The organism is Halorubrum sp. AS12 (assembly GCF_051122765.1).
GTDB classification, from domain to species: domain Archaea; phylum Halobacteriota; class Halobacteria; order Halobacteriales; family Haloferacaceae; genus Halorubrum; species Halorubrum trapanicum.
The window spans coordinates 2,045,505-2,072,492 of record NZ_CP185385.1; the positions used below are offsets into that span (position 1 = coordinate 2,045,505).

The following is a 26,988-nucleotide window of genomic DNA, read 5'->3' on the forward strand; positions in this document are numbered from 1 at the left end:
CGGATGACGCTGGATGTCACCGGTCTGCGGAAGACCTACGAGAGCGGCGACGAGGCGCTGAAGGGCGTCGACCTCTCGGTCGACGGCAGCGAGACGACCGCGATGATCGGCCCGAGCGGCGCTGGAAAGAGCACCTTCATCAGGTGCGTCAACCGGCTCACGGAGCCGACCTCGGGAACGGTCGAACTCGACGGAACCGACCTCACCGCGCTCGACGACGACGGCCTCCGCGCGGCGCGCCGCGACATCGGAATGATTCTTCAGGAGTACAACCTCGTCGAACGGCTCACGGTGATGGAGAACGTGCTCACCGGGCGGCTCGGCTACGTCTCCGCGTGGCGCGCGTTCCGCCGGAACTTCCCGCCCGAGGACATCGAGCGCGCCTACGAGGTCTTAGAGCGCGTCGGTCTCGCCGAGATGGAGAACAAGCGTGTCGACGAGCTGTCGGGCGGCCAGCGCCAGCGCGTCGGCATCGCCCGTGCCGTCGTCCAGCAGCCGAAGATCCTGCTCGTCGACGAGCCGACCTCCAGCCTCGACCCCGAGACGTCGAACACGGTGATGCGGCTGCTCACCGAGATAGCCGCCGAGCGGGAGGTGCCCGTGCTGATCAACATCCACGAGGTGGACCTCGCGGTCGAACACGCCGACCGGATCGTCGGACTCCACGACGGCGAGGTCGTCTTCGAGGGGTCGGCGGACGAGCTGGGCGACGACGCGCTCGACCGCGTGTACCGCGGCGGCGACCCGCCGGCATCGCGCGACTCGACCGCGTCCGAGCCCGAGGCGACGATTGAGGACGGCGCCGCGAACGACGCCGTCGTCCGGGAGGGCGTCGTTTCGGCGGACGGCCGTACCCCGGACGGAACGACCTCGGGTGGGTCCTGAGATGGCGACGAAGCGGCGCACCTGGCGTCGACCGACCGCGTTCGGCCGGCGGGAGTTCAAGTGGGCGGCGTACCTCGCGGTCGTCGGCTTCTTCCTCTGGTCGGCGTGGGGGATCGGCGCCGACCCGGCGCGGATCGCCCGCGGGATCGGCCGGGGAGCGACGCTGCTCGGCGACTTCCTCCCGCCGGAGGCGACCCCGCGACAGGCCCGGCGGATCGTCGACAAGATGGTCGAGAGCGTCGCCATGGCGATGATCTCGACGGTGACTGGGATCGCGATCAGCGTCCCGGTCGCGTTCATGGCCGCGGAGAACCTCTCGCCGCGGCCGCTGTACTACCTCAACCGCGGGTTCATCTCGCTGTCGCGCGCGCTCAACGCGATCATCGTCGCCATCCTCGTCGTGAAGGCGGTCGGACTCGGCCCGCTCGCGGGGATCATCACGATCACGTTCAAGACGGTCGGCTTCTTCGCGAAGCTGCTCGCGGAGGACCTCGAAGACATCGACATGGGGAGCGTCGACGCCGTTCGGGCGACGGGAGCGTCGCCGGTCCAGACGCTGGCGTACGGCGTCGTCCCGCAGATCGTGCCGCGGTTTGCGGGACTCTCGGTGTACCGCTGGGACATCAACATCCGCACCTCGACGGTCGTTGGCATCGTCGGCGCGGGGGGGATCGGCTCCGTGCTGCTCACCGCGTTCAACCGCTACTCCTTCCAGTACGTCTCCGCCATCCTCGTGGCGATCATCGCGGTCGTCCTCGTCGCCGAGGGAGTCAGCGCGGTCGTCAGACGGAGGTACCAATGAGCGAGGTCGACGCCGCGCGCTCGTGGCGGCGGTTCGACCGGCGCCGCCGGATCGGCCGGTTCGTCGGGGTGCTCGCCGCGCTCTCAGTCTTCGTCGCCTCGTGGCGCTTCCTCGACATGGGGATCACGAACGTCGAGACCGTCCCGCGGGAGATTCGCGACCTCCTCACGCGGATGTACCCGCCGGACGTGGCGTACGCGCCGGAGATCGTCGAGCCGCTCGTCGAGACGCTCCACATCGCGGCGCTCGGCACGCTCGGCGCGCTCGCGATCGCGGTCCCGGTCGCGCTGCTCGCGGCGGAGAACACGACGCCGAACGCGGTCACCTACTGGCTCGGGAAGCTGGTCGTCACCGTGAGCCGCTCGGTGAACACGATCGTTTGGGCGCTGATCTTCGTCGTCGTGTTCGGCAGTGGTCCCCTCGCGGGCGCGGTCGCTATCGCGTTCCGGTCCGTCGGCTTCCTCGGGAAGCTGCTGGGCGAGGAGATAGAGGAGATCGACTTCGGGCAGGTCGAGGCGGTCCGCGCCGCCGGCGCCTCCTCGACGCAGGTGCTGCTGTACGGCATCCTCCCGCAGGTGAAGCCCGCGCTCGTCGGTCTCAGCGTCTACCGGTGGGACATCAACGTCCGCGACTCGACGATCCTCGGGTTCGTCGGCGCCGGCGGGATCGGCGTCCAGCTGTTCCGCGCGGTCAACGCCTTCGCCTGGCAGTCCGTCTCGATGATCCTGATCGTGATCCTCGGCGTCGTCCTCGCCAGCGAGGGGCTCTCGGCGTCCGCACGGAGGATGACGCGATGACCGCGCTCGGCGACGGGGAGGTCGTCCTCTTCGACATGGACGGCGTGGTCCTCGAAGGCGGGGAGACCGACCCTGCGGTCCGCTCGCGCGCGCTCGACGACGCGCTCGACGACCGCGGGCTGACCGCCTCGGCGTCGCTCCGGCGGCCCTTGGAGCGCGCCGCCTACGACGACGAGTTCCGGGCCGCCTGCGAGGAGCTCGGCGTCGACCCTCCGAGGTTCTTCCGGGCGCGCGAAGAGCGGACCGCGAAACGAGCCGTCGAGCGCCTGTCGGCCGGGATGCGACGCCTCCACTCCGATGCGGACGCGCTCGACGCGCTGGCCGACCGCGCGCCGATCGGTCTCGTGAGCAACAACTACCACCCGACCGTCGAGTTTGTCGTCGACCACTTCCGGCTCGACGCGTTCGCGTTCGTCCGCGGCCGCGACCTCGGTCCCGACGGGTTCCGGCGGCGGAAGCCCGACCCGCACTACCTGAACGAGGCGCTCGACGCGCTGGACGCGACCGGCGGGATCTACGTCGGCGACCGCGCGACCGACGTTATCGCCGCCGAGCGCGCGGGACTCGACAGCGCGTTTCTCAGGCGCGACCACAACGCGGGCCGCGCCCTCGACGTGGAACCGACCGTGGAGATCGGGAGCCTCCGGGAACTCGTCGATCTCGTCGATTCCGGGGCGATAGGTCCCGAAAGCGAGAGGTCCTGAAACCGGTACCGCGGTTCACCGGTTTCCTCCGACCGTCTCGGTCGTCCGGACTGCTCCCGCCGGCAGGGTTTTGAGTGTCCGCGCCGAACGCGTTCGCATGAGTACCGAACCGGCCGACACCGGGACTGAGGGGAACGACCCGGCGATCGAGGTGACCCCGGACGCCGCCGAGGAGGCGCTCTCGCTCCTGGAGGGCGAGGGCCTCGACACCGACATCGCCGGACTGCGGCTGTTCGTCCAGCAGGGCGGCTGCGCGGGGCTGTCGTACGGCATGCGATTCGACACCGAGCCGGAGGACGACGACCTCGTCGTGGAACACCACGGGCTTCGGGTGTTCGTCGACCCCGCGAGCAAGAACTACATCGGTGGGAGCACGCTCGACTACGAACACGGGCTTCAGGCGGCCGGCTTCGAGGTCGAGAACCCGAACGTCGTCTCCGAGTGCGGCTGCGGCGAGTCCTTCCGAACGTAGCGGCGCCTCGCGGTTCGGGATTTTTGCCTTTCGCCGACTTCCGAGTCCGCCGCTTAAGTCCCTCCGTCGGATAGCGGTAGCCATGAGCTTGGAAGCGTCGACGACGCCGAGCGGGGAGCGGGTGTACACCGACCGGTCGCGCACCGAGCGCGGCGCGGACGGTCCCTTCTACCTCGTGTTCGAGGACGAGGCGGGCGAGTCCCGTTGGGGGTTCCGGTGTGGCAACTGCGGGTCGTTCGACACCGCGATGGACACGATGGGCCGGATCCAGTGTACCGAGTGCGGCAACCTCCGGAAACCGGACGAGTGGGACGCGGCCCACGAGTGAGGAAATCTCGGTTCTCCGGACCGCCCCGGTCGATGCGGTCGATTCTCTCGGTCGCTCCCGACAGCGCGTCCGATTCTCCCCGCTCGAAATCGTGAGAAAGTTTATCACGGTTGCCGCCGAATCTCGGCGTAGATGGCCACTGCGAGCATCCCCCCGACGACCGAGGCCAGAGACGTCTTCCGCGAACTGGGATACACCGTCTCCGAGGGCGGACGAGAGTTCGTCGCGGAACGCAAGTGGCGGCGCGTGCTCGTGACGGTGCTGTGTCTGGACGACGACGATCTCGATCCGTATCTCGCCGACGGCAGTGACACACCGCGGCTCCGGTGTTTCGTCACGTGGCGCGACAGCGCGGCCGACCTCCAGGAACGGCTCGTCTCCGCGAAACCCCCCTACGACTGGGCGGTCATCGGTATCGACCGCGACGGCGAGGATTTCGCCGTGATGGAAGGCGCGCCGGGAAGTCCGTAATCGGGGACGGCGACCCCTCGTCGCCGCCCCTCTTTCGACCGAACGATTTCGCGAGCGCTCGTGCGACGCGTAGTCCGCCTGTCTCGACGCCGCTCAGCGCTTGGCTTCTCTGACGCGCTTGCGGACGTCGCTCAGCGCCTCGTCGACCGTGTCCGTGTTCGTGGAGCCGACGCCGATCGTGTCGCCGCCGGAGGTCCGGATCTCCAACACGCTGCGGCGACCGTCCTGATGGGACTCCACCGCCGAGATCTGGTCGTAGTACAGCTCTCGGTTGCTCCCGCCGGCGACGCTCTCCCGGGATTTCATGTCGAACTCCGCTCCCTTGTTGACGTTCACCGACGCGTCCGTGACGACGAGCGTGTTCGTCTTGTACGTCTTCGACGGCTCCACGAGCGGCGGCGAGTCGCCCATCCCGTAGGTGAGGCTGTACGTGTTCGCGGAGTCGACCTCGATCCCGCGGGCCCCTTTCCGCTCGGACTCGGAGATGAACCGCGACAGGAACGAGTCGTAGTTGTCGTTGATCGTCCGGGTACCCCAGACGTAGACTGCGCCGCCGGCCAGTATCCCGAGCACGAAGAACGTCCCGACGGCGTCGATCGCGGCCCCGACGATCGTGAAAAGGACCGTCACGGCGATGATCGTTATCTTGGGATTCCAGCCGAGCTTCCACTGTATCTCGTTAACGTCTTCTTCAACAGACATCACGATCATCTGATAGAAGTGCGTTATTAAGCCTACGTAAGCCCACATATATTGCTACAATTATAATTACATATATCTGAAATATACATGCCGATTCGAACTAAAACGGGCCTGAAGTGGATTCGATGGCTGTTTGGACGCAATATTGAGATCCGCACACTGATATATTTTAAAAATAGTCGGTATTCAAATACTTCTCATCTGTCTGTGTACTCCGTATTTAACGCTGACAGGTCCGCTACCGTCCATGTCGCGTCTCGGCTCGTCCTCGGACGCGTATTTTTATCCCCCCGTGTTCCCTACCAGCACGCGACATGGTATTCAAGAAGATAACGCTGATCGGGACGAGCGACGAGAGCTTCGACGCCGCGGCCGATGAGGCCATCGACCGCGCCGAGGACACGCTGGAGAACGTCTACTGGGCGGAGGTCGAGGAGTTCGGGGTCGAGCTTCAGGGAGACGCCGACCGCGAGTATCAGGCCGAAGTCGAGGTCGCGTTCGAACTCGAAGGCTGAGCGGAACGCAGTTTTTGATCTTTTATCAGTAGTCGTGAGCCGTGCCGACGTCTGTTTATAAGGACCAGTTCACGGATCGGCGACGAACGACGCCGAAGCCCCAGCCGCTCATTTAGATGGAGTTGAGCACGGATCAGTGACGACTACCGCCGAAGCCCCAGCCGCGAAGGCGGCGCACGCTTGCTGCGCTCCTCGTCACTCACTCCGTTCGTTCCTGCGGTGCTTGCGTCGCCTGCGCCGCCTTCGCGGCTGCCCCTTCGAGTCCCGCCCCGCACAGCACCGCCCCGCACCTCACGCCTCCCCAGCCTCGCGGTTCGCGCTCTCCGAGCGCTCACCGCGTCCCTCGCGCGTGCTGCTCGGCCGCAGAGCGGCCTCGCAGGCACGCGCCACCGCACCGTCTCGTTCATTTATAAGGAGTTCCTCGGCGGCCACCTATTTATCCGACCGCCCCCACGACCCGGCAATGACCGCTTCACGCGCGCCGGCCGAGCCGACGGTCCGGGAGTTCGAAGCGACGGTCGACCGCGTCGACGGCCGCGAGGTCGTCCTCGACGAGACGTACTTCTACCCCGAGTCCGGCGGCCAGCCGGCCGACAGAGGGACGCTCGACGGCCACCTCGTCGACGACGTGGTCGAGCGGGCGGAGGAGGTCGTCCACGTCCTCGACCCCGACGCCGATATCGATCTCGTACCGGGCGACGAGGTCACCGGCCTGATCGACGACGCGTTCCGCACCTACTGCGCCCGGGCGCACACCGCCTCGCACGTGCTGTACGGCGCCGCGCGCCGGATCGCCGACGACCTCGGCTACGCCGGCTTCGACATCTCCGAGACGAAGGTCCGCGTCGACCTCACGACCGCCGAGCCGCTGGACGACGGCGACCTGATCGAGTTAGAGCGGCTCGCCAACCGCGCCGTCTGGGACTCGCTGCCCGTCTCGTGGGCGACCCACTCGGCCGACGAGGCCCGAGACATCGACGGGATCGCGTTCAACACCAAGACCGAGGAGGGCGCGATGAGCGGCGACGCGGTCCGCGTCGTGACGGTCGGGGGTGGCTCGGCCGCCGGGAGCGACGCGGCCGCCGGGGGCGACGCGGCGGCGGACCCGGACGCCGACCCCTGGGACGTCGCCGCCTGCGGCGGCACCCACGTCGAGAACACCGCGGAGATCGGCCCGATAACGGTGCTGGACCGGTCGAACCCCGGCGAGGGCGTGACCCGCGTCGAGTTCGCGGTCGGCCCGACGGCGATAGACCAGATCGGCGCGGTCCACGGCGCCGCGCTCGACGCCGCGACGACGCTCGACGCGCGCGTCGGCGACCTTCCGGACGCCGTTTCTCGGCTCCGCGAGGAGACCGACCGACTTGAGGCGGACCTGCGAGACGCCCGCGAGGAGCTGCTCGCCGCCCGCCTGCGCGAGTTCCCGACCGTCGAGGTCGACGGCGCGCGCTGGGCGATCGGGACCGTCGACGACGCCGACCCGAACGAGCTCCGAGAGCCGGCGACCTCGGCGGTCGGGGGTGACGACGACCTCGACGCCCTCGCCGCGGTCGGCACCGGCGACGCTCCGTTCGTCGTGGTTGCGTCCGCCGAGGACGCCGACGTCGACGCCGGCGACGCCGTGGACGCGGTCACCGACGAGTTCGGCGGCGGCGGTGGCGGCGGCCCGACGTTCGCGCAGGGCGGCGGGCTCGACGCCGACCCCGAGGCCGTCGCGGCGTGGCTCCGCGAGCGATGACCGGCAAGCTCGGTCCCGACGCGCTCGCGGCGGCGCTCGCGGCGACCGGCGCGGCCGACGGCGCGGTGACGCAGGGACCGGCCTACGGCGAGGACGCGGCCGCGATCGACCTGACCGGCGCCGGGGAGACGCTCGTCGTCGCGGCCGACCCCCTGTCGCTGGCCGCGGAGTCGGTGGGGACGCTGGCGGTCCACGTCGCCTGTAACGACGTCGCGGCCAGCGGCGCCGACCCGCGATGGCTCACGCACACCCTGTTCCTCCCCGACGACGACCCCGCCCGGCTCCGGACCGTCGCCGATCAGGTCGACGCGACCGCGCGCGACCTCGGCTGCGCGGTCGTCGGGGGCCACACCGAGGTGCTCGACGCGCTCGACCGCCCCCTCTGCTCGATGACGGCGCTGGGGACGACGGACCGCTTCGTGTCGAGCGGCGGCGCCGAGCCGGGCGACCGGCTCCTGCTCACCAAGGGGGCGGCGATCGAGGCGACCGCGATCCTCGCGACCGACTTCCGCGAGGAGTGTCGCGAGGCGGGCGTCCCGGCCGCGACGCTCGACGCCGCCGCCGGGTTCCTCGACGAGGTGAGCGTCGTCCCCGACGCGGCCGCGGTCCGCGACGCCGCGACCGCGCTCCACGACCCGACGGAGGGCGGCGTGGCGACCGCGCTCGTCGAGATGGCGTCCGCCAGCGAAGCCGCCTTCGCCGTCGAGCGCGACGCGCTCCCGGTCCGGTCCGAGACCCGGGACTGCTGTGACGCGCTCGGCGTCGACCCCCTCGCGACGTTCGGCTCCGGCGCGCTGCTGGCGGCGGTCCCGCCGGAGCGGGTCGACGAGGCGCTCGACGCGCTCGACGCCGCCGGGATCGAGGGTGCGGAGATCGGCGTCGTCGAGGCCGCCGAGGGCGGCGACGCCGCCACGGAAGGCGGCGACGGCGCGCCGGGGACCGTCCGGATCGACGGGGAGCCGCTCGCGGGGCCGCCCCGGGACGAACTGTACCCGCTCTGGGAGGCGCGCGAGGCGGAGGAGTAGGGGGCGCCGGTCGGCGAGCGGGACGTGCCGACACCGGTCAGGGTCCCGTCGGTCGGGTCCACCTCGCCGATCGCTCACCTTTTTCGGTGAGGGAGCGAAGTCGGTGACATGACCGGAGCACGCGTCGGGTCGGCGCTCACCGACGAGCAGGCGGCGGTCCGCGACCTCGTCGAGGAGTTCGCGGCCGAGGAGGTCCGACCGACGGCCGCGGCGGCGGACGAGACGGAGACGTTCCCGGAGGACGTGTGGGACGGGCTGGCGGAACTCGGCCTCACGGGGCTGACGATCCCCGAAGAGTACGGCGGGTTCGGCGCCGACGAGACGACCTACGCGATCGTCAACGAGGCGCTGGCGCACGGGTCGCTCGCGGTCGCGACCGCCCTCTCCGTCCACTGCCTCGCGACCTCCTGTCTCGCCGAGTTCGGCACGGAGGCCCAGCGCGAAGCGTGGCTGCCGGAGATGGCCGAGACCGGCCGCCCGGTCGGGATGTTCTGTCTCTCCGAGCCGCACGCCGGCTCGAACCCCGCGGAGATGTCCACGACCGCGACGTACGACGCCGAGGCGGACGAGTACGTGTTGAACGGCGAGAAGCAGTGGATCACGAACGGGAACCGGGGCGGGGTGGCGATCGTCTTCGCGAAGGTCGCGAGCGGGGACGGCGACGGCGGGGAGAACGCCCCCGGCGACGACGCGATCACCCAGTTCCTCGTCCCGGCAGACACGGACGGCTTCGAAGTCGGCAAGAAGGAGGAGAAGCTCGGGCTGCGCGCGTCGGACACGACCGGGATCACGTTCGACGACTGCCGGGTCCCGGCGGAGAACCGGCTCACCGAGCCGGGGAAGGGGCTTTCGGCGGCCTTCCGGACGCTCACCGAGGGCCGGATCGGCATCGCGTCGCAGGCGGTCGGCGTCGCGCAGGCCGCGCTCGACGAGGCGAAGTCGTACGCCGAGGAGCGCGAGCAGTTCGACCGGCCGATCGCGGACATCCAGACGATCCGGCACAAGGTCGCGGAGATGTCGACCGACGTGTCGGCGGCGCGGCTGCTCGTCCGCGAGGCCTGCCGGCAGGCGGAGGCGGGCGAGGACTACCGCGTTGCCGCCTCCAAGGCGAAGTACCGAGCCAGCGAGGCCGCCACCTCGGTGACGAACGAGGCGGTCCAGATCCACGGCGGCTACGGCTACACGACCGAGTTCGACGTCGAGCGCCTCTACCGCGACGCGAAGATCACGGAGATCTACGAGGGGACGACCGAGATCCAGAAGACGATCATCGCCCGGGGGGTGTTCGGCGAGTGACCGACGCCGGTCTCCCTCGCCCCGCAGACTACGACGCGGTCGTCTACGACCTCGACGGCACCCTCGTCGAACTCGCGGTCGACTGGGACGCCGTCGCGGACGCGGTCCTCGACGTGTACGCCGAGCGCGCGCTCATCCCGCCGACTGAGGAACTGTGGAAGCTGCTCGGCGCGGCCGACGAGTACGGGATCCGGACGGAAGTCGAGGAGGCCATCGCGGACCGCGAGCGGACCGGCGCCCGCGAGTCAGCGCGGCTCCCGCTCGGCGACCGACTCGCGGTCGGGACCGCGGACGGCGACGCCGACCGCTCCGCCTCGAATCCGTCCGTGGGCGTCTGCTCGCTCAACTGCGAGGAGGCCTGCCGGATCGCGGTCGAGACCCACGGACTCGACGCCGCTGTCGTCTCGGACGCGATCGTCGGCCGAGACACGGTCGAGAGCTACAAGCCGGACCCGGCGTCGCTGCTCGCGGCGATCGATCGGCTCGGCGCCGCGCCCGAGGACGCGCTGTTCGTCGGGGACTCGCGGCGCGACGCGGTCGCCGCCGAGCGCGGGGGCGTCGACTTCGCGTGGGTCTCGGAGCTCCTCGCCGAGTAGCACGCGCCGAGACGGGAGAGCCGTCGCCCGCGCTCAATCGCCTTTTTCCGCGTCGTCGTCTCCGCCGGCGTCGTCGACCTCGTCCGAGTCGCCCTCGCCCGCTCCGCCGTCGCCCGCCTCGGTCCGCCTCGCGTACAGCGCGACGGCGACCGCGGTGACGAACCATATCGGGGCGCCGACCCGGACCGCGAACGCGGCGCGCGCGCCCCACGACTCCAGCGTCACGAGCGTCGACAGCAGGGCCACGGCGGGGGCGCCGACGAGGATGGTGACGACGAACGTCGTTTGCATCACCCACGCGTAGTCGACCCCCTCGTACTCGGCCCGCTCGACTGGTTGCACGCGACGGACTCGGGGGGCGAGCGGCAAATCGGTGGCGGTCGCCGCACCGTCGCGGACGCTTCGGCCGTCGCCGCGCTCGCTTTCCGGTTCCCGACGATTTTACGGCATCGCGGGGGTGACTCCGAGGCATGACCACGACGCGGGGACTCCGGGAGGGCGACGATCCGATCACCATGCTCACCGCCTACGACGCCCCGACAGCGGCGATCGTCGACGAGGCCGGGATCGACGTGGTCCTCGTCGGCGACAGCATGGGCAACGCCGCCCTCGGCTACGACTCCACCCTCCCCGTGACGTTCGACGAGGTCGCGAGCCGGACCGCGGCGGTCGATCGCGCGACCGAGGACGCCCTCGTCGTCGCCGACATGCCGTTCCTCTCGTTCGGCATCGACGAGGCCGAGTCCGTGCGCAACGCGGGCCGCCTGCTGAAGGAGGCGAACGCGGACGCGGTGAAGATCGAGAGTGGCCCGCACACCGTCGAGACGACCCGGCGCATGACGGAAGTCGGGATCCCGGTGATGGCGCACCTCGGCTTGACCCCCCAGCACGTGAACCGGCTCGGCGGCTACACGCGACAGGGGACCGAGCAGGACGCCGCCGAGGAGATAATCGAGTTGGCGGGCGCGCACGCCGACGCCGGGGCGTTTGCGCTCGTGTTGGAACACGTCCCGGCGAACCTCGCGGGCGCGGTGACCGAGGCGCTGGAGATCCCGACGATCGGCATCGGGGCGGGACCGGACTGCGACGGGCAGGTGCTGGTGATCAACGACGCGGTCGGGCTGGGCGAGTGGTCGCCGCCGTTCGCGAGGCGGTTCGGCGACGTGCGCGGGGAGATGGTCGACGCCGTCGAGGCGTACAGGGAGGCGGTGACGAGCGGCGAGTTCCCGGCCGAGGAGCACTCACACGTCGAGGAGGACCTGGACGACCTGTACTGAGCCGCGCGATCGCGTCACGCGCGATAGCCGACTCGGACGCGACTCAGACCGGGAGGAACCCGAGAATCGCCGGCAGTTCGCTCGGATCCACCCGCGTCACCGTGACGTAGAGGGCGGTGAACAGCACGGCGTTGTGAAGCCCGTGGAGCAGCGCGGGGACGACGAGGTTCTCGGTGTACTCGTACACCGCGCCGAACACGAGGCTCGGCACGAACAGGATGGAGACGGTCGTCAGCCGCGCGGAGAGACCGCCGGTCAGCGCCATCACGTGGATGGTCGCAAAGATGGCGGCTGAAAGCAGGATCGAGGGAGCCGCCGGCAGCGACTCCCGGAGCCTTCCCTGGACGACGCCGCGGTAGAGGATCTCCTCGCAGGGACCGATGACGAGGAACGACGCGGCGATGAGAAGCGGGATGATCGACGGGTTCCCCATCGCCAGCTCCGCGCTCTGGTTCGCTGCGGTCTCCGTGCCGAGCAGCTGAACGATCGTCGAGACCGCGAGGATCAGGATGAGGATCACGACCCAGCTGCCGAGCACGATCCCGATCTCCTTGAGGCTCGGCACCCGGACGCCGAGGTACGAGACGATCCCCTCGCGGTCGAAGCCGCGCCACGCGAGGTAGCCGACCGCCAGCCCGCCGAAGGCGACGTACTGGCCGAAAAACAGCGTGAGTGCGACGTTCGCGGTCAAGGAGAGGCCGCCGGTCAGCGCGTCGATCGCGAAGACCGCGACCCCGCTCGCGAGCGCGATCAGCGGTCCGAGCACGCCGAGGACCAGCGCGGTCGCGACCGCGATACCGGGCGACCCGCCGCCCCGTCTCGGACCGTCGGCGTCGTCGGAGACGGGGTCGGGGTCGACGTCGTCGAACTCGTCGCGAACCCCGCCGTCCGGGGTCAGGTCGCCGCTGGAGGGATTCTGTCATTGCCTCGGGTAGGACCCGCCCGGCAAAATGGTTGTCCGTGTCGGAAGCCGGCGCGTCCCCGAGGACCGCGGTGACGACGCCGCCGCGACCCGCACCGCCCGACTACCGGTGGAGCAGTTCGTACCACAGCACCGCGGTGACCGCCCGCCCGTCGCGCAGGCCGTCGTCGACGACCGCGGCGAGTAGGTCGTCGTACGGGACCGTCTCGACCGCGATCGACTCGTTGTGGTCCAGTTCGCGCTCCGCGGTCGGCTCGCAGCCGGTCGCCAGCACGTGGTGGTGGACCGAGTCCGCCATCCCGTTCGTCGGCTCGACGGTCGTCAACCGCTCGAAGGAGGCCGCCTCGTACCCCGTCTCCTCGGCGAGCTCGCGGGCCGCGGCGCGCTCGATAGCGTCCGTGGTCTCGGGATTGCCGTTCTCCGAGTCGCTGTCCTTCGGTTCCCCGTTCTCCGGTTCCCCGTCCTCCGGCTCCATCGTCCCCGCGGGGATCCCGCGGTTCACCCGGCCGACCGCCTGCCGCCACTCGTCGATGACGACGACGTCGCCGTCGGGGGTCAGCGGGAGCACCACGACCGCCGGCGGCTCGTCGACGTAGTGGAACCCGTCGGTCTCACCGTCCGGAAATCGCACCTCATCCCGGCGCACGTCGAAGCCGGGGCAGGCGTAGTCGACGGCCGAGTCGAGCGTCTCCCACGAGAGATTGTCCATGCGTTCGGGTCGGTTGTCGGGCACCTAAATCCCCGCACTCCGCGGGGGCGTCACCCGTTGGGGGTGTTACCCCGCGGGAGCGTCCCGCCGTCGGTCTCGGAGCTCGGCGACCGCCCGGCTCGCGAGCGCGCCGGCGACCCACGCGACCGTTCCCAACACGAGGGCCTCGACGCCGACGAAGACGAGTCCGTCGGGCGCGACGAGCGCGGCGACGCGCTCCCCGAGGGGTCGACCCGGGAGACCCAGCAGGTAGTGGTCGGCGTTACTCCCGAGCAGCGACCCGTACACGGCGACCCACGCGAGCGCGATCCCGGCCCGCCGGTAGGCGAGGACCGCGGCCGCGAGGACGCCGAGGGCCGCGGCGTCGAACGCGAGGAACACGACCCCGCCGGCGTGAGCGAAGACTCCCAGCGCGTAGGCGGCGAAGGAGACGAGAAAGAGCAGCGGCGGGACGAGGAGTCGATGCCGACGCGGCGAGCCGTTCGGGTTCGAGCCGAGGAGGACGCGGCGAGCGAGGGACATGCCCGCGAATCGTTTCGACTGCGTAATGAATCTACGCGTCAGCGCGGCTCACGACCAGTCGCCGAGCGACGCCTGTCCGTCGCCGGTCCGGTGTTCGCGGTTCCCCCCCGACCCGGACTCGTCGCCGTCGCGGTCCGGCGGCCCGTCGACCCAGTCGGTGAGCTTGCCGCCGTCGCCGCTCTCGTTCCGTGCCTCTCGGTTTCCGCCGTGCGCTCGGTCGCCGTCGGCGTCGGCGGCGTCGGCGGCGTCGAACCCGCCGAGCGTCGCCTGGTCGGTCTCGGCGAAGTCGAGCTTGGAGACGCGCACGCCGAGCTTCCTGACCCGGGTCTCGTCGAACTCGTCGAGCAGGTCCAGCGCCACCTCCTCGACGAGGTCCGGGTCGTCGACGGGACCGGGGAGGCTCCGGGCGCGGGTGTTGACGTCGAACGGTGGCTCCACCGCCTTGATCCCGATGGTCTGATACAGGCAGCCCCGATCACGGGCACGGCGGGCCACGTCCGCGGCGAGCGCCGACACCGTCTCCCGCTTCGTCGACTCGTCGGCGGTCGTCGGCAGCGCCGACTCCCGCGAGAGGCTCTTCGGGAGGCCGGTCGGCGTCACCTCGCGGTCGTCGTCGCCCGCGGCGCGCCGGGACAGTTCCGGGCCGCGCTCGCCCAGTTCCTCGGCGAGTCGGTCGCGGTCGGCGGCGGCGAGGTCGCCCGCGGTCTCGATCCCCAGCTCCGCGAGGGTCTCCTCGGTCACGGGACCGACCCCGTGGACGTCGGCGGTCGGCAGCGGCGCGAGGAACTCCGCGACCGACCCCGGCGGCACGACGACCAGCCCGTCGGGCTTGTCGGCGTCGCTGGCGACCTTCGCGGCCGACATGTTCGGCGCGACGCCGACGCTCGCCGGCACGCCGGCCTCCCGCTCGATCCGGTCTTTCACGTGGCGGGCGTACCCCTCGGCGAGCGTCCGCGCCTCGGCGGGACCGGCGGCGCCGCTCGGCGGCGGGTCTCCGGGGCCGTCGTCCGCCGTCCCGCCGCCGCTCCCCGCGACCGCCCACGAGGTCCGGTCGGTGACGTCGAGGTACGCCTCGTCGATACTCACCTCGCGGCGGGTGTCGGCGCAGTCGCGCAGGACCGCCTTCACCTCGCCCGCCACCTCCTCGTAGAAGTCGAGGTCGACGGGGAGGTACCGCCCCGTCTCCGCCGGGTCCGGTGCGTCCGGATCGTCGGGGTCCGCGTCGACGCGGCGGGGGAGCAGCTCCAGCGCCTTCGATATCGGCATCGCGCTGTCGACGCCGAACTCGCGGGCCTCGTAGCTGGCGGTCGCGACCGCGCCGATCGACTCGCCCGACTCGTACCCCATCCCGACCACGACGGGTTCGCCCGCGAGGTCGGGGTGACGCAGCCGCTCGCAGGAGGCGTAAAAGCAGTCCATATCGACGTGACAGACGACGCGGTCGGGGGCGTCGGCGTCCTCGTCGCCGGCGCCGGGGAGCGTCTCCCCGGAGACGGGCGTCCCGCCGTTCATCGCGTTCGGCTCCGCGCTCCGCGGCCTTAAGAATCAGCCACGCGCGCCGGAAGTGGAACGCGGGTCTCCCCAGATCCCGATTTCGGCGGCCTTCGGCGCAGACGGCGCCGATCGCCGCCAGCTCAGATCCAGATCCGATAGCCGGGTCGGTAGTCGTTTATCCGGTGCGCCCGTCAGTTCCCCCATGCCCGCAGCGATCGACGTGTTACACGTCGACGACGACCCGTCAGTCCTCGATCTCACGGAGGCGTACTTCGAGCGGGAGCTGGACTCGGTGGCGGTGACGAGCGTGACCGACCCGGAGACCGCGCTGGATCGACTCGACGGGGGCGCCTTCGACTGCGTCGTCAGCGACTACGACATGCCCGCGACGGACGGGCTGGAGTTCTTCGACGCCCTTCGCGAGCGTCACCGGAAGATCCCCTTCGTGCTGTACACCGGTAAGGGGTCCGAGGAGATCGCGAGTCAGGCGCTCAACGCCGGCGTCACCGGCTACTTCCAGAAGGGCGGTCCCGAGCAGCTCCGCCGGCTCGCGAACCGCGTCGACCAGGCGGTCGAGGAGTACCGGACCAAGGAGATCGCCGACCGGTACTCGACGGTGATCGAGGCGCTCGGCTACCCCGTCTACGTCGTCGACGAGACCGGCGCCTTCCGGTTCGTCAACGAGCCGTTCGCCGAGCTCATCGGCTACGACCGCGAGGAGATCGTCGGCCGGACGCCCGCGTTCATCAAGGACGACGTGGCTGTCGCGGAGGCCGAGGAGCGGCTCGGCACCATCCTCTCCGACTCGGGTCCCGACGTCCAGCACTTCGCGGTCGACATCGTCCCGAAGGAGGGCGATCCGATCCCCTGTCGGGACCACATGGCCGCGCTGCCGTACGAGGGCGACTCCTTCGGCGGCAGCGTCGGCATCCTCCGCGACGTCTCCGACGAGCGCGAGCGCCGCGAGGAGCTGGAGACGAAGACCCGCGCGCTCGACGAGGCGCCGGTCGGGATCACCATCACGGACCCCGAACAGGACGACAACCCGATGGTGTACGTCAACGACCGGTTCGTCGAGATGACGGGGTACGACCGCGCGGAGTCGATCGGCGTCAACTGCCGGTTCCTTCAGGGACCCGATACCGAGGAGGCGTCGGTCCAGCAGCTCCGCGAGGCGATCGACGCGTGGGAGCCGACGAGCGTCGAGCTGCTGAACTACCGGAAGGACGGGACGGAGTTCTGGAACCGGGTGAGCGTCGCCCCGATCCGCGACGCGGACGGCACCGTCACGCACTGGGTCGGCTTCCAGGAGGACATCACGGCGTTCAAACAGCGGGAGACCGCCCTCGAACGGCAGAACGACCGGCTCGACTCCTTCGCCAGCATCGTCTCGCACGACCTGCGGAACCCCCTCAACGTCGCGCAGGGGCGCGTCCAGCTGGCGCGCGAGGCGTCGGACGACGCGGAGAACCTCGACGCCGCCCTCGACGCGCTCGACCGGATGGAGTCGATCGTCGAGCGCACGCTCGCGCTCGCCCGAGAGGGCGAGACGGTCGGCGACCCGGAACCCGTCGACCTCGCGGCGGTCGTCGCCGACAGCTGGTCGACCGTCGACACCGCGAGCGCGACGCTCTCCGTCGACACCGAGCGCGAGGTGCTCGCCGACCCGGACCGCCTCCGGAACCTCTTCGAGAACCTGATGCGCAACGCGGTCGACCACGCGGGCGAGGACGTCTCGCTCCGCGTCGGCGACCTCCCGGACGGGTTCTTCGTCGAGGACGACGGCCCCGGGATCGACCCCGCGGTCGCCGACTCCCTCTTCGAACCCGGCGAGAGCGGTACCGCGGGCAACACCGGATTCGGACTCGCGATCGTCCAGGAGATCGCCACCGCGCACGGCTGGACCGTCGAGGCGACGGCCGGCGAGGAGGGCGGCGCGCGGTTCGAGGTCCGCGGCGTCGATGGGCACGCGCCGGCGACCCGCTGAGCGGCCTGACTCTGCCGACCACCGGGGTCTCCGCCCGAAACCGGATGGACTCCCTCCGTTCATAAACGCCTTTATGCTCCGTTCCGAACCCCGAGTGAATGGGATCCCTCTCCGGTATCGCCGAAACCGACCGGCGCGTGATCGTGTTGGCGCTCGCGCGGATGGTCGGCGCGGCCGGGAACTCCTTTCTCATCGTCGTCCTCCCGCTGTACATCACCAGCGACGTGGTCGACATCGAGGGGCTGCTCGGCACCGAGGTCGGGGTCGGCGCGGCCGCGGTCACGCTGACCGAACCGCTGCTCATCGGGATCGTCCTCTCGCTTTTCGGCTTCCTCAACAGCCTCTCGCAGCCGTTTACGGGGAGACTGTCCGACCGCGTCGGCGCGAGACGGCCCTTCGTTCTCGCCGGAATCCTCCTCCTCGGCACCGCGAGCGGACTGTACACGATCGCGACGAGCTACCCGGCGCTGGTCGCGCTGCGCGCGATTCAGGGGCTGGGCGCGGCGCTCATCATCCCCGCGACGGTCGCCCTCGTCAACGAGTACGCCGCGAGCGACACCGACCGCGGCGGCAACTTCGGGGTGTACAACACGTTCAGGCTCATCGGGTTCGGCTTCGGGCCGGTCGTCGCGGGCGCCGTCGTCGAGGCCGGGCCGTACGACCTCTCGGCCGTCGGACTCCCGGTCCTCGACGGGTTCGACGCCGCCTTCGTCGCGGCCTGCGCGGGCGCGTACCTCAGCTTCGCGCTGGTGTTCCTGCTCGTCCGCGACGCCGACGACACGGCCGAGGCGGGCGACGACGTCTCGATCCGGGTCCGCGGCGAGGACCGCCTGCTCGACCCCGTGTTCACGCTGGGACTCGCCACCGTCGCGATGGGCGCGTGTATCGCGCTGTTCGCGACGCTCCAGAACCAGGTGAACGTCCGGCTGGACCAGCCGCCGGTGTGGTTCGGCGCGCAGTTCGCGGCCGTGACGATCGCCAACGTGATCTTCCAGGTCCCGGTGGGACGCGCCAGCGACCGGATCGGCCGCCGGCCGTTCCTGCTCGCCGGGTTCGTTCTGCTCGTGCCAACCACCTTCCTCCAAGGGGTCGTGACGGAGCCGGCGCTGATGATGCTCGTCCGGCTGGGGCAGGGGGTCGCGGTCGCGTGCGTGTTCGCGCCATCGCTCGCGCTCGCCGGCGACCTCGCCCGCGAGGGGGAGTCCGGGACCACCCTGTCGGTACTCACGATGGGGTTCGGCTTCGGCGTCGCCTTGGGGCCGCTGGCGTCCGGCTGGCTCTACGGCTTCGGCTTCGTCGTCCCCTTCGCGGTCGGGGCCGCGGCCGCCGCGCTCGCCCTCGTCGCCGTGTTCACGCAGGTCGAGGAGACGCTGGACGTCGACGACGAGCCGGCGACTGCGGCGGGCGCGGACTGAGCGGGGCGGGAGAGGCCGATCCGTACCCGGAGTGCGCTTCGATATCGATCGGAGCCGTCGTTTTTACCGGTCGCCGGCGAGGGTGAGCCATGGACGAAGAGCTGTTCGTTCGCGTGGTCGGGAGCCTCGCGACGGTGGTCATCCTCCTCGTTGCGGTCGTGGTAGGCGCTCTGCTGGGGAACGATCCCGACGAGACGTTCGCGTGGGCGCTCCTCACCGTCGTCGCGCTCTCGGCGGGGGCGGTCGCCGCCGTCTACCGCTTCGAGGACCGGATATTTCGACGTGTCGACTGAGAAGTGCTACAACAGGGGCGGCGTTCCTCGGTGTTATGTAGAACGGACAATGGTTGCTGTGAGGGCTCAATAGGTCAGTAAATCAAAAACGAGCCCCCTCAGACGAGTCCTGAGGTCTTGTTCGACATCCCCGGCCGGCCGGCGGACCGTCGTATTCCCGTACCGGTCGAACTCCGTCTCAATACGAAACGTCAGCGATTGACCGGCCGCTTCCTCTACAGTAATCTCGAAGTCGCGATGATCGACGATCCGCCGAAGTCGACCTGTCTCCCGATCAAGCGTCACCTCGATCCAGCAGTCGTCCATCTCTAACTTGCGAGTAGATCGGAGTGGAACGACCTGCGCGTACGCGTCCGGGCCGGAAACGCGGTAGGTGACGCTCTCGGCCGATTCGTCCGTTTTCGTCCAGTCGGTCCGGTGCGGACGGATGAAATCGATCCGAGTCGATTCGCCGGGATAATTATCGGCACCGGTGACGTAGGCGTTCGCGTCTCAGACGCGAACCGTGTCATCTTCCGGGGTCGGCGCGTCAGAGTCGTAGATCGCTTTGCCGTCGGTGAAATAGTACACGGTGGTCGACGGGAGACGTTCGGGGTGCCTGACTACTCGGACCGACTGATCCAATTCTAAGACCGTTTCGTGGGGGAACATCTCCTCGACGCCTAACTCGTCGTGAATCGGGTGGCTGCGGGCCAGCGGTGCCGCGTACGTCGTTAGCGCTCGGAGTTGGCGGCGACGCGAATGCTGGTACCACCGTCGAAACACGTCGAGGTCGTACGGCGCTTCGCCGGTCCAGTCATCGAGGACCCGCACCCGAGTAATCGCCCGGTGGTCGGCCGCGTGGCGATGTTTTGCTGCTGCGACGATGCGCTCACGCGGCGAGTCGCCCGTCGGAAGATCCGGGTCGTACGGGCGGATATCGGTCACGCGAAGCCCGCCGTATCCGCTCGCGGTGCCGACTACGGCCGTGCCGGACCCGGCGAGAAACTGTCGTCGGTTCATTCGTCTGCCCCTCTCATTTCCTCCTCGGGGTTCCATACTGCGACCGGCATCCACGACGACTCGCCGGCCGGAGTCCAATCGAGATGTGTCCTCGCCGGGGTCGAGAGTTCGTGGGCCACCGTCGCTCCCGGTGAGAGCGGAAACGCCGCCGCCGGATCCGTTCCCTCGGGGCCGACCCACACGGTCTCGCCGCCGTCTCCGTCTTCCGTGACGACGGCCAGCCGTTCCGTGTTCTCGGCCGTGAGTCGGTTCCCGCGCTCGAACGTGACCGTGAGCGTCGACCGATCGGGGTCCCAGTCGAAGGAGGCGAAAATGTTCGGGTTGGTCGCCGGATACGACTCCGTGGAGGGTCCGCTCGGCGCCAGCGAACAGCCGGCGAAAGCGGGCGCGAGCATCGTGAGGAGGGCGCGTCGACGCACGGGTTATCTTCGAAAGCCAATATATAAAAAGTAAGGTGGCGGCCTCGTTCAACGGTCGTTCCCTCCCGACTCCTGCGCGGTCAACAGAGCCATACCGGTCGCGGTCGAAGCGGCTCGCGTGCCGAGCGACCGCCTCCGCTGCGTCGACTGTCGTGAGCCGATCCCCGCCGACGCGCGGATCTGCCCGCACTGTCGGACCATCCAGCCCTCGCCGCTGCTCGACGTGGGGGTCGTCGTCGCCGGCGTGTTCGCGCTGCTTTTCGGCGTCGTCCTCGCGGTGATGACCGTCGGGGCGAGCCGCCTCCTCGGGTTCCTCCTGCTCGTCGTCGGCTTCGGGCTGGCCGTCGGCGGCTACACGCGGTACATCGACCGACAGGCGGCCGGTCGAGCGCGGTGAGACCGCTCGCCGCGACCACGACCGCCCGCTCCCCCAATCTCCCGTGCCGATCGCCTTTCGCGTCGTCTCGCCTGCGACAATTTAAGTGCGAGCGCCCGCCACGATACGGACATGCTCACCCCACTCAACGGCGGCTTGGTCCTCGCGGGGCTGGCGCTCGCGTTCGTCGGCGCGGCGGTCTCCGTCTACGCGGTGACGCTGACGGGGCTGCTCGTCGGCGCCGGCGCCGGCTACCTGTTCGCGCCGAACGTCGTTGGTCTCGTCGCGGTCGACGGGGCCGTCCTCACCGCCGGCGCGGTGGCGGTCGGCGGCCTGATCGGCGGCTTCCTCGCGTACGCCGGCCTCTCGTTCGCCGTGCTGGGAATCGGCGGCGTCGTCGGCGGGTTCGCCGGGCGGTTCGCGGTCGGGCCGCTGTACGCGGCGGACGCGGCGGGGATCGAGGGGACGGCACTGCTCGTCGGCGCGACGCTCGCGGGGGTCGCGGCCGGCGCGCTGTTCGGGTTCGTCCTCACGCGGACGACGCTCGTGGTCTCGACCGCACTCATCGGCGCGGCGTTCGCCTCGCGGTCGCTCACGCCGGCGAACTTCGAGGCGGCCGCCGCGGAGACGACGGTCGAACCCCTCCTCTTCGACCTGTCCGCGCCCGCGTTCCTCGCGGTGTTCGTCCTCGGGGCGCTCTCGCAGCTCGGGCTGTTCCGGTTCGGCTACGTGACGAAGCTCGTCGGACTCCTGCCGGGCGCGCGCCGGTGGACGGCCGACGACGACCGCGACGGCGACGCGGACGCGGCCTGATCGCTTCCGCGTCGCCGTCGCCTCGCGTCGGCGGCCGTCGTCCCGGAGATTACTCGTACTCGTAGAAGCCCCGGCCGGTCTTCTTCCCGAGGTCGCCCGCCTCCACCTTGCGCTTGAGGAGGTAGGCGGGCTTGTAGCGGTCGCCCAGCTCCTCGTGGAGCGTCTCGCTGGCGTCGAGCGCCACGTCGAGTCCGATGTGGTCGGCGAGTTCGAGCGGTCCCATCGGGACGTTCGTGCCGAGCTTCATCCCGCGGTCAATGTCGGCCTTGTCTGCGACCCCCTCGTCGTACGCGCGGATCCCCTCGTTTATCCACGGCATCAGAATGCGGTTGGTGACGAAACCGGGCTTGTCGTCGGCCTCCCACGTCTCCTTGCCCAGATCTTCGGCGAACGCATGCGCGAAGTCGACGACCGCGGGGTCGGTGCGCTCGCCGACCACGACCTCGACGCCGTCCATGATCGGGACGGGGTTCATGAAGTGGAGACCGACCACGTCGCTCGCGCGGTCGGTCGCGCTCGCGACGCTCGTGATAGACAGCGTGGAGGTGTTCGTCGCGAGGACGACGTCGTCGTCGGTGACGCGGTCGAGGTCGGTGAACACCTCGCGTTTCACGTCGAGGTCCTCGACCACGGCCTCGATCACCACGTCGGCGGCCGCGAGGTCGTCGAGGTCGGTCGTCCCCGCGATCCGGTCGCGGATCGCGTCCGGCTCCTCGTCGAGCGCGCCCTTCCCGGCCAGCCGGTCGAGGCTGTCCTCGACGCTGTCGAGGCCGCGCTCGACGTACTCGGTCTCGACGTCGCGCATCACCACGTCGTAGCCCGCCGTCGCCGCGACCTGCGCGATCCCGTTGCCCATCGTCCCGGCGCCGACGACGCCGACGACACCGATCTCGGAGAGTGCTCGCATGCGAACCGCTGCCGCGCCGCGGGTGGTAAGTATTGCGAAACCCGCGCTCGACGCCGACCGTTGGTTGAGAAATTAACAATCTGAGTAGTAACGAGTGGTCGAAGCTGATCCCAAGATATTCGCCACGAACGACTTTCTCCCGTGTGTTTCGTTTCTTTACGACTACCCCGTTCACCGTAGTCCTTTTTACGGATGTAACTGAACTACGAACTGATGCTTCCTCACGCCGCCGACGACATCTCGCGCGACGGCAAGTCGCTCATCCTCGCGTACGACCACGGGCTCGAACACGGGCCGGTCGACTTCGAGCCGAACCCGGCCACCGCCGACCCCGAGCGGCTGTTCGAGCTCGCCACCCACGACGCGGTCACCGCGCTGGCGGTCCAGAAGGGAGTCGCCGAGGCGTACTACCCCGACTACGAAGACGACGTGAACCTGCTGTTGAAGCTGAACGGCACCTCGAACCTCTGGATGGGCGAGCCGGACAGCCCCGTCAACTGCTCGGCCGAGTACGCCGCGGGACTCGGCGCCGACGCGGTCGGGTTCACCCTCTACGGCGGGTCGAACCACGAGGTAGAGATGGCCGAGGAGTTCCGGAAGGCACAGGAGACGGCCCGGGAACACGGGATGGGCGTCGTCATGTGGTCGTACCCGCGCGGTCAGGGGGTCAAAAACGACACCAGCCCCAACACCATCTCCTACGCGGCCCGGCTCGGGCTGGAACTCGGCGCGGACCTCGTGAAGGTGAAGTACCCCGGCTCCGCCGAGGCGATGGGCGAGGCCGTCCGCATGGCCGGACCGACCGACGTGGTGATGTCCGGGGGAACGATGCGCGACGAAGTCGCCTTCCTCCGGACCGTCTCCGACGCCATCGACGCGGGCGCCCGCGGGCTCGCAGTCGGCCGCAACGTCTTCCAGCGGGACCACCCCGAGCGCATCCTCGACGCGCTGGAGGCGGTCGTCTTCGAGGAGGCGGACCCCGAGGCGGCGCTCGCGACCGCGGAGCGCGCGGACTGATGGCCGACCCCGACTCCGCCCCGGACGCCCGCGCCGTCCCGGACGGCGGCACCGCCGAGGGCGATCCGACCGTCGCGGCCGTCTTCGACGCGGTCGCGGCGACGGCCCCCGAGATCCGCGCCGCGCTCCCCGGCCGCCGCGTCGAGAGCGGAACGGAGAACGCCTCCGGCGAGTCGGTGCTGGCGGGGGACCTCTACGCCGACGAGCTGCTCGGCGAGGCGATCACCGCGCTCGACGGCATCGGCTCGTTCGTCAGCGAGGAGCGCGAGGCGGCGGTCGACGCGGGCGGCGCGGTCGGGAGCGGCCCGGACGACGCCTACGCGGTTGCGATCGACCCCCTCGACGGCTCCTCGAACCTCCGGTCGAACAACGCGATGGGGACCGTCGTCGGGATCTACGACGCCCCGCTGCCCGCGAGCGGTCGCGACCTCGTCGCCGCCGGATACGTCCTCTACGGCCCGATCACGACGATGGTCGTCGCGGACGAGGCGGGCGTCCGCGAGGAGGTGATCGCGCGCGACGGCGACGGCGGCGTGGACAGGTCCGTCGTCGAGACCGACCTGACGCTCCCGGACCCCCCGACCGTCTACGGGTTCGGCGGTCGCGTCCCCGACTGGCCCACGGACTTCCGGGCGTACGCCCGGGCGGTCGAAGACGAGCTGAAGCTCCGCTACGGCGGCGCGATGGTCGGCGACGTGAACCAGGTGCTCACCTACGGCGGGGTGTTCGCGTACCCCTCGCTCCGGAGCGCGCCGGCGGGGAAGCTCCGGCTCCAGTTCGAGGCGAACCCCATCGCCTACGTCGTCGAGCGCGCGGGCGGCGCCTCCTCCGACGGCGCCGGGTCGATCCTCGACGTCGAACCCGAGGCGCTCCACCAGCGCACGCCGCTGTACGTCGGCAACGAGGCGCTGATCGAGCGGCTGGAAGCGGCGGTCGACGCGGACTGAGGGAGAACGGCGTCGCGAATCAGGGCGGGCGGCGCCGCGGATCAGGGCGGGCGGCGCCACGGATCGGGTGCGGGACTCGCCTGCCGCCCGACGCGGGGGCGTCGATCCCGCATGGAAAACTGTTTAGGATCTACCGCAAATCTTGCGTCCATGAAAGTCCACGTCGGCGCGGCGGCGACCCCCGAGGAGGCCGAGGCGATCGCGAAATCGCTCGCGGAACACCTCGGCGTCGACGTCGACGTCCACATCGAGGGCGAGGAGCCGGCGGCCGCGAGCGCCGAGCCGCCCGAGCCGAGCTACCCGCTCGACGACGACCTCGGTCCCACGGAGCGCGAGCGCGATCTTCAGGCCGAGATCGACGACATCCGCGAGGGCGGTCCCGAGAAGTACCGCGACCGGCTCGAAGCGCAGGGGAAGCTGTTCGTCCGCGACCGTCTCGACCTCTGGTTCGGCGGCGAGGGCGGGACCCGCGGCGCCGGCGACGCGAGCGCCGCCGACGGCGACCCCGCGGGCGTGAAGTTCGAGGACGGGAAGTTCGCCGCGTTCGACGACTGGCACCCGAACGCGCCCGGACGCGGCGGCGACGCGGACGAGGACGCCGCCGACGAGGGCGACGGCGACCGCCTCCCGGGCGACGGCCTGCTGACGGGCGCCGCCGAGTTCGAGGGGCGCGACGTCCACTTCATGGCCAACGACTTCACGGTGAAGGCGGGGTCGATGGCGTCGAAGGGCGTCGAGAAGTTCCTCCGGATCGGCAACAGCGCGCCCTGAAGACGGGGGACCCCGTCCTCTACCTGATGGACTCCTCGGGCGGGCGGATCGACCAGCAGACCGGCTTCTTCGCCAACCGCGAGGGGATCGGGAAGTACTACTACAACCACTCGATGCTCTCCGGCGCGGTGCCGCAGATCTGCGTGCTCTACGGGCCGTGTATCGCCGGGGCCGCCTACACGCCCGTCTTCGCCGACTTCACCGTGATGGTCGAGGGGATGTCCGCGATGGCGATCGCCTCCCCGCGGATGGTGAAGATGGTCACCGGCGAGGAGATCGAGATGGACGAGCTGGGCGGCCCGCGAGTCCACGCGGAGGAGTCCGGCTCCGCCGACCTCGTCGCGCGCGACGAGGAACACGCCCGCGAGCTGGTCGCGGACCTGATCGGCTACCTCCCGGATCAGGCGGGCGAGAAGCCGCCGAGACGCGAGACGAAGCCGCCGAAGTTCTCGCCCGAGGGGATCGACGAGCTGATCCCGGAGTCGCCGAACCGCGCGTACGACGCCCGCGACCTCCTCGACCGTATCGCCGACGCCGAGTCCGTCTTCGAGCTGAAGGAGGGGTACGGGCCGGAGATCGTCACGGCGTTCTGCCGGATCGACGGGCGCCCGGTCGGCGTCGTCGCCAACCAGCCGACGGAGCGGTCGGGCGCGATCTTCCCGGACGCGGCGGAGAAGGCCGCGGAGTTCATCTGGACCTGCGACGCCTACGAGATCCCCCTGCTGTACCTCTGTGACACGCCCGGCTTCATGGCCGGCTCGGGGGTCGAGAAGGACGCGATCTTAGAGAAGGGGAAGAAGATGATCTACGCCACCTCCTCCGCGACGGTCCCCAAACAGACCGTCGTCGTCCGGAAGGCGTACGGCGCGGGCATCTACGCGATGGGCGGCCCCGCCTACGACCCCGAAAGCGTCATCGGGCTTCCGTCGGGGGAGATCGGGATCATGGGACCGGAAGCCGCGATCAACGCCGTCTACGCCCGGAAGCTCGCCGAGATCGACGACCCCGAGGAGCGCGCGGCCGAGGAGGAGCGGCTCCGCGAGGAGTACCGCGAGGGGATAGACATTCACCGGATGGCGAGCGAGGTCGTCATCGACGAGATCGTTCCCCCTCCGACCTCCGCGCCGAACTGGCCGCCCGGTTCGACTTCTACGAGGACGTTCGGAAGGATCTCCCGGACAAAAAGCACGGGACGGTGCTGTGACGTGATCGACACCGACGCCACGGCTCCCGACTTCATCGCGCCCGCGGTCGCCCCGGAGGCCGACGGCGACGGAACCGCCACCCGAGCCGCGACCGAACTGGCACTGTTCCGGCTCGTCGAGGCGCACGACGCCGTCGTCTGCTGTACCGCGCCCGCGACGTTCGTGCCCACGTGTACGGCTGAGTTCGTCGCGGTCCGCGACGCGGGCTGGCACGCCAGCGACGACCTCGCCGTCGTCGCCCTGACGGGCGACTCGCTGTACGCGGGGTTCGCGTACGCCGACCGGTTCGACCTCCCCTTCCCGATCGTCGCCGACTTCCACGGCGGCGTCGCCGACTCCTATGACCTCCTCGCCGACTCGTGGGAGGGACACTCCGACATCCCGCACCGGGCGACGCTCGTGATCGACGGCGACTGGACGGTCCGGTTCGCGGCGGCGGCGGATGACCCCCTCGACCGCGCCGACCCCGCCCCGGTCCAGCGCGCGACCGAGACCCTGCGCGAGATCGGCGTCGACGCCGAGCGCCCGCGGGTGGAGTACGACGGGGCGTGGTGAACGGCCCGCGGTCGTCCCCGCCCCCG

At 70.2% G+C, this 26,988-nt stretch carries 31 protein-coding genes and 1 pseudogene; 22 read left to right on the forward strand and 10 right to left on the reverse strand.

Annotation, left to right across the window (positions count from 1 at the left end; genetic code table 11):
- Positions 1-3 precede the first annotated feature (3 nt).
- The 7 genes from phnC (at position 4) to ACODNG_RS10230 (ending at position 4,459) form a co-directional block, all read left to right on the forward strand.
- Positions 4-885 (forward strand): phosphonate ABC transporter ATP-binding protein, encoded by an 882-nt coding sequence (gene phnC / locus ACODNG_RS10200; RefSeq protein ID WP_434521225.1) that lies wholly within the window; start codon positions 4-6, stop codon positions 883-885.
- A 1-nt stretch (position 886) separates the two neighbouring features.
- Entirely contained in the window at positions 887-1,687 is an 801-nt protein-coding gene (gene phnE / locus ACODNG_RS10205; RefSeq protein ID WP_434521226.1) for a phosphonate ABC transporter, permease protein PhnE, read from the forward strand.
- Complete coding sequence (gene phnE, locus ACODNG_RS10210) at positions 1,684-2,484, forward strand: phosphonate ABC transporter, permease protein PhnE (protein WP_434521227.1); 801 nt, start codon at positions 1,684-1,686, stop codon at positions 2,482-2,484. Before phnE (ACODNG_RS10205) ends, phnE (ACODNG_RS10210) begins: the two co-directional genes overlap by 4 nt.
- Positions 2,481-3,188, forward strand: coding sequence for an HAD family hydrolase (locus ACODNG_RS10215; protein WP_434521228.1), 708 nt, complete (start codon positions 2,481-2,483; stop codon positions 3,186-3,188). The genes phnE (ACODNG_RS10210) and ACODNG_RS10215 overlap by 4 nt, the downstream gene beginning before the upstream one ends.
- A gap of 97 nt (positions 3,189-3,285) precedes the next feature.
- The gene (locus ACODNG_RS10220; protein WP_434521229.1) at positions 3,286-3,660 is read left to right on the forward strand and encodes a HesB/IscA family protein; all 375 of its coding nucleotides are present in this window, start codon (positions 3,286-3,288) and stop codon (positions 3,658-3,660) included.
- Between the two features lie 82 nt (positions 3,661-3,742).
- Entirely contained in the window at positions 3,743-3,988 is a 246-nt protein-coding gene (locus tag ACODNG_RS10225) for a DUF5816 domain-containing protein (protein ID WP_004597528.1), read from the forward strand.
- Between the two features lie 132 nt (positions 3,989-4,120).
- The gene (locus ACODNG_RS10230) at positions 4,121-4,459 is read left to right on the forward strand and encodes a DUF7116 family protein (RefSeq protein WP_434521230.1); all 339 of its coding nucleotides are present in this window, start codon (positions 4,121-4,123) and stop codon (positions 4,457-4,459) included.
- Between the two features lie 93 nt (positions 4,460-4,552).
- Here ACODNG_RS10230 and ACODNG_RS10235 read toward each other — a convergent pair whose 3' ends face one another.
- The gene (locus ACODNG_RS10235; RefSeq protein WP_434521231.1) at positions 4,553-5,161 is read right to left on the reverse strand and encodes a hypothetical protein; all 609 of its coding nucleotides are present in this window, start codon (positions 5,159-5,161) and stop codon (positions 4,553-4,555) included.
- Between the two features lie 314 nt (positions 5,162-5,475).
- Here ACODNG_RS10235 and ACODNG_RS10240 point away from each other — a divergent pair, with 314 nt between their 5' ends.
- From ACODNG_RS10240 to ACODNG_RS10260, 5 genes are all read left to right on the forward strand, one after another.
- Positions 5,476-5,676, forward strand: coding sequence for a dodecin (locus ACODNG_RS10240; RefSeq protein ID WP_209545491.1), 201 nt, complete (start codon positions 5,476-5,478; stop codon positions 5,674-5,676).
- A gap of 463 nt (positions 5,677-6,139) precedes the next feature.
- Complete coding sequence (locus ACODNG_RS10245) at positions 6,140-7,414, forward strand: alanine--tRNA ligase-related protein (RefSeq protein WP_434521232.1); 1,275 nt, start codon at positions 6,140-6,142, stop codon at positions 7,412-7,414.
- Positions 7,411-8,439, forward strand: a complete 1,029-nt coding sequence (locus ACODNG_RS10250; protein WP_434521233.1) for an AIR synthase family protein — start codon at positions 7,411-7,413, stop codon at positions 8,437-8,439. Before ACODNG_RS10245 ends, ACODNG_RS10250 begins: the two co-directional genes overlap by 4 nt.
- Before the next feature lie 108 nt (positions 8,440-8,547).
- A complete protein-coding gene (locus ACODNG_RS10255; protein WP_434521234.1) occupies positions 8,548-9,735 on the forward strand; it encodes an acyl-CoA dehydrogenase family protein in 1,188 nt (395 codons plus the stop codon).
- Entirely contained in the window at positions 9,732-10,331 is a 600-nt protein-coding gene (locus tag ACODNG_RS10260; protein ID WP_434521235.1) for an HAD family hydrolase, read from the forward strand. The genes ACODNG_RS10255 and ACODNG_RS10260 overlap by 4 nt, the downstream gene beginning before the upstream one ends.
- 33 nt (positions 10,332-10,364) lie before the next feature.
- On the opposite strand, the gene ACODNG_RS10265 is transcribed toward ACODNG_RS10260, so the two are convergent.
- On the reverse strand, positions 10,365-10,673 hold the full coding sequence (locus ACODNG_RS10265; protein WP_434521236.1) for a DUF5822 domain-containing protein: 309 nt from the start codon (positions 10,671-10,673) through the stop codon (positions 10,365-10,367).
- A 128-nt stretch (positions 10,674-10,801) separates the two neighbouring features.
- On the opposite strand from ACODNG_RS10265, the gene panB reads away from it, so the two are divergent.
- Positions 10,802-11,608, forward strand: coding sequence for a 3-methyl-2-oxobutanoate hydroxymethyltransferase (gene panB / locus ACODNG_RS10270; RefSeq protein WP_434521237.1), 807 nt, complete (start codon positions 10,802-10,804; stop codon positions 11,606-11,608).
- A gap of 43 nt (positions 11,609-11,651) precedes the next feature.
- Here the strand turns inward: panB and ACODNG_RS10275 are convergent, their stop codons facing one another.
- The 4 genes from ACODNG_RS10275 to ACODNG_RS10290 form a co-directional block, all read right to left on the reverse strand.
- Positions 11,652-12,506: a lysostaphin resistance A-like protein gene (locus tag ACODNG_RS10275; RefSeq protein ID WP_434523087.1), complete on the reverse strand. Its 855-nt coding sequence runs from the start codon at positions 12,504-12,506 to the stop codon at positions 11,652-11,654.
- Positions 12,507-12,633: 127 nt separating this feature from the next.
- Positions 12,634-13,239 (reverse strand): NUDIX hydrolase, encoded by a 606-nt coding sequence (locus ACODNG_RS10280; RefSeq protein ID WP_434523088.1) that lies wholly within the window; start codon positions 13,237-13,239, stop codon positions 12,634-12,636.
- Between the two features lie 66 nt (positions 13,240-13,305).
- Positions 13,306-13,761 carry a hypothetical protein gene (locus ACODNG_RS10285; protein ID WP_434521238.1) on the reverse strand — a complete coding sequence of 152 codons (456 nt, stop codon included), beginning with the start codon at positions 13,759-13,761 and terminating at the stop codon, positions 13,306-13,308.
- Positions 13,762-13,809: 48 nt separating this feature from the next.
- Positions 13,810-15,273 (reverse strand): DNA polymerase Y family protein, encoded by a 1,464-nt coding sequence (locus ACODNG_RS10290; RefSeq protein WP_434521239.1) that lies wholly within the window; start codon positions 15,271-15,273, stop codon positions 13,810-13,812.
- 184 nt (positions 15,274-15,457) lie between these two features.
- Between ACODNG_RS10290 and ACODNG_RS10295 the strand changes: the two genes are divergently transcribed.
- From ACODNG_RS10295 to ACODNG_RS10305, 3 genes are all read left to right on the forward strand, one after another.
- The gene (locus ACODNG_RS10295) at positions 15,458-17,242 is read left to right on the forward strand and encodes a PAS domain S-box protein (protein ID WP_434521240.1); all 1,785 of its coding nucleotides are present in this window, start codon (positions 15,458-15,460) and stop codon (positions 17,240-17,242) included.
- 98 nt (positions 17,243-17,340) lie between these two features.
- Complete coding sequence (locus tag ACODNG_RS10300; protein ID WP_434521241.1) at positions 17,341-18,657, forward strand: MFS transporter; 1,317 nt, start codon at positions 17,341-17,343, stop codon at positions 18,655-18,657.
- 89 nt (positions 18,658-18,746) lie between these two features.
- Positions 18,747-18,950 (forward strand): hypothetical protein, encoded by a 204-nt coding sequence (locus tag ACODNG_RS10305; protein WP_434521242.1) that lies wholly within the window; start codon positions 18,747-18,749, stop codon positions 18,948-18,950.
- Positions 18,951-19,016: 66 nt separating this feature from the next.
- On the opposite strand, the gene ACODNG_RS10310 is transcribed toward ACODNG_RS10305, so the two are convergent.
- The 3 genes from ACODNG_RS10310 to ACODNG_RS10320 all read right to left on the reverse strand — a co-directional run bounded on the left by ACODNG_RS10310 (position 19,017) and on the right by ACODNG_RS10320 (position 20,371).
- Positions 19,017-19,256 (reverse strand): hypothetical protein, encoded by a 240-nt coding sequence (locus tag ACODNG_RS10310; protein ID WP_434521243.1) that lies wholly within the window; start codon positions 19,254-19,256, stop codon positions 19,017-19,019.
- A 186-nt stretch (positions 19,257-19,442) separates the two neighbouring features.
- Positions 19,443-19,952, reverse strand: a complete 510-nt coding sequence (locus ACODNG_RS10315) for a hypothetical protein (protein WP_434521244.1) — start codon at positions 19,950-19,952, stop codon at positions 19,443-19,445.
- The gene (locus tag ACODNG_RS10320; RefSeq protein WP_434521245.1) at positions 19,949-20,371 is read right to left on the reverse strand and encodes a hypothetical protein; all 423 of its coding nucleotides are present in this window, start codon (positions 20,369-20,371) and stop codon (positions 19,949-19,951) included. Before ACODNG_RS10320 ends, ACODNG_RS10315 begins: the two co-directional genes overlap by 4 nt.
- A gap of 118 nt (positions 20,372-20,489) precedes the next feature.
- Here ACODNG_RS10320 and ACODNG_RS10325 point away from each other — a divergent pair, with 118 nt between their 5' ends.
- Together ACODNG_RS10325 and ACODNG_RS10330 are read left to right on the forward strand one after the other, a co-directional pair.
- Complete coding sequence (locus ACODNG_RS10325) at positions 20,490-20,768, forward strand: zinc ribbon domain-containing protein (RefSeq protein WP_434521246.1); 279 nt, start codon at positions 20,490-20,492, stop codon at positions 20,766-20,768.
- Between the two features lie 111 nt (positions 20,769-20,879).
- Complete coding sequence (locus ACODNG_RS10330) at positions 20,880-21,560, forward strand: phosphate ABC transporter permease (protein ID WP_434521247.1); 681 nt, start codon at positions 20,880-20,882, stop codon at positions 21,558-21,560.
- Between the two features lie 49 nt (positions 21,561-21,609).
- Here ACODNG_RS10330 and ACODNG_RS10335 read toward each other — a convergent pair whose 3' ends face one another.
- Entirely contained in the window at positions 21,610-22,467 is an 858-nt protein-coding gene (locus ACODNG_RS10335; RefSeq protein ID WP_434521248.1) for a 3-hydroxyacyl-CoA dehydrogenase family protein, read from the reverse strand.
- Between the two features lie 213 nt (positions 22,468-22,680).
- Between ACODNG_RS10335 and ACODNG_RS10340 the strand changes: the two genes are divergently transcribed.
- The 4 genes and pseudogenes from ACODNG_RS10340 (at position 22,681) to ACODNG_RS10355 (ending at position 26,962) form a co-directional block, all read left to right on the forward strand.
- Entirely contained in the window at positions 22,681-23,484 is an 804-nt protein-coding gene (locus tag ACODNG_RS10340; protein ID WP_434521249.1) for a class I fructose-bisphosphate aldolase, read from the forward strand.
- A complete protein-coding gene (locus ACODNG_RS10345; protein WP_434521250.1) occupies positions 23,484-24,431 on the forward strand; it encodes a class 1 fructose-bisphosphatase in 948 nt (315 codons plus the stop codon). The genes ACODNG_RS10340 and ACODNG_RS10345 overlap by 1 nt, the downstream gene beginning before the upstream one ends.
- 150 nt (positions 24,432-24,581) lie before the next feature.
- Positions 24,582-26,406, forward strand: a pseudogene (locus ACODNG_RS10350) (acyl-CoA carboxylase subunit beta).
- A 1-nt stretch (position 26,407) separates the two neighbouring features.
- Positions 26,408-26,962 (forward strand): redoxin domain-containing protein, encoded by a 555-nt coding sequence (locus tag ACODNG_RS10355; RefSeq protein WP_434521251.1) that lies wholly within the window; start codon positions 26,408-26,410, stop codon positions 26,960-26,962.
- Positions 26,963-26,988 lie beyond the last annotated feature (26 nt).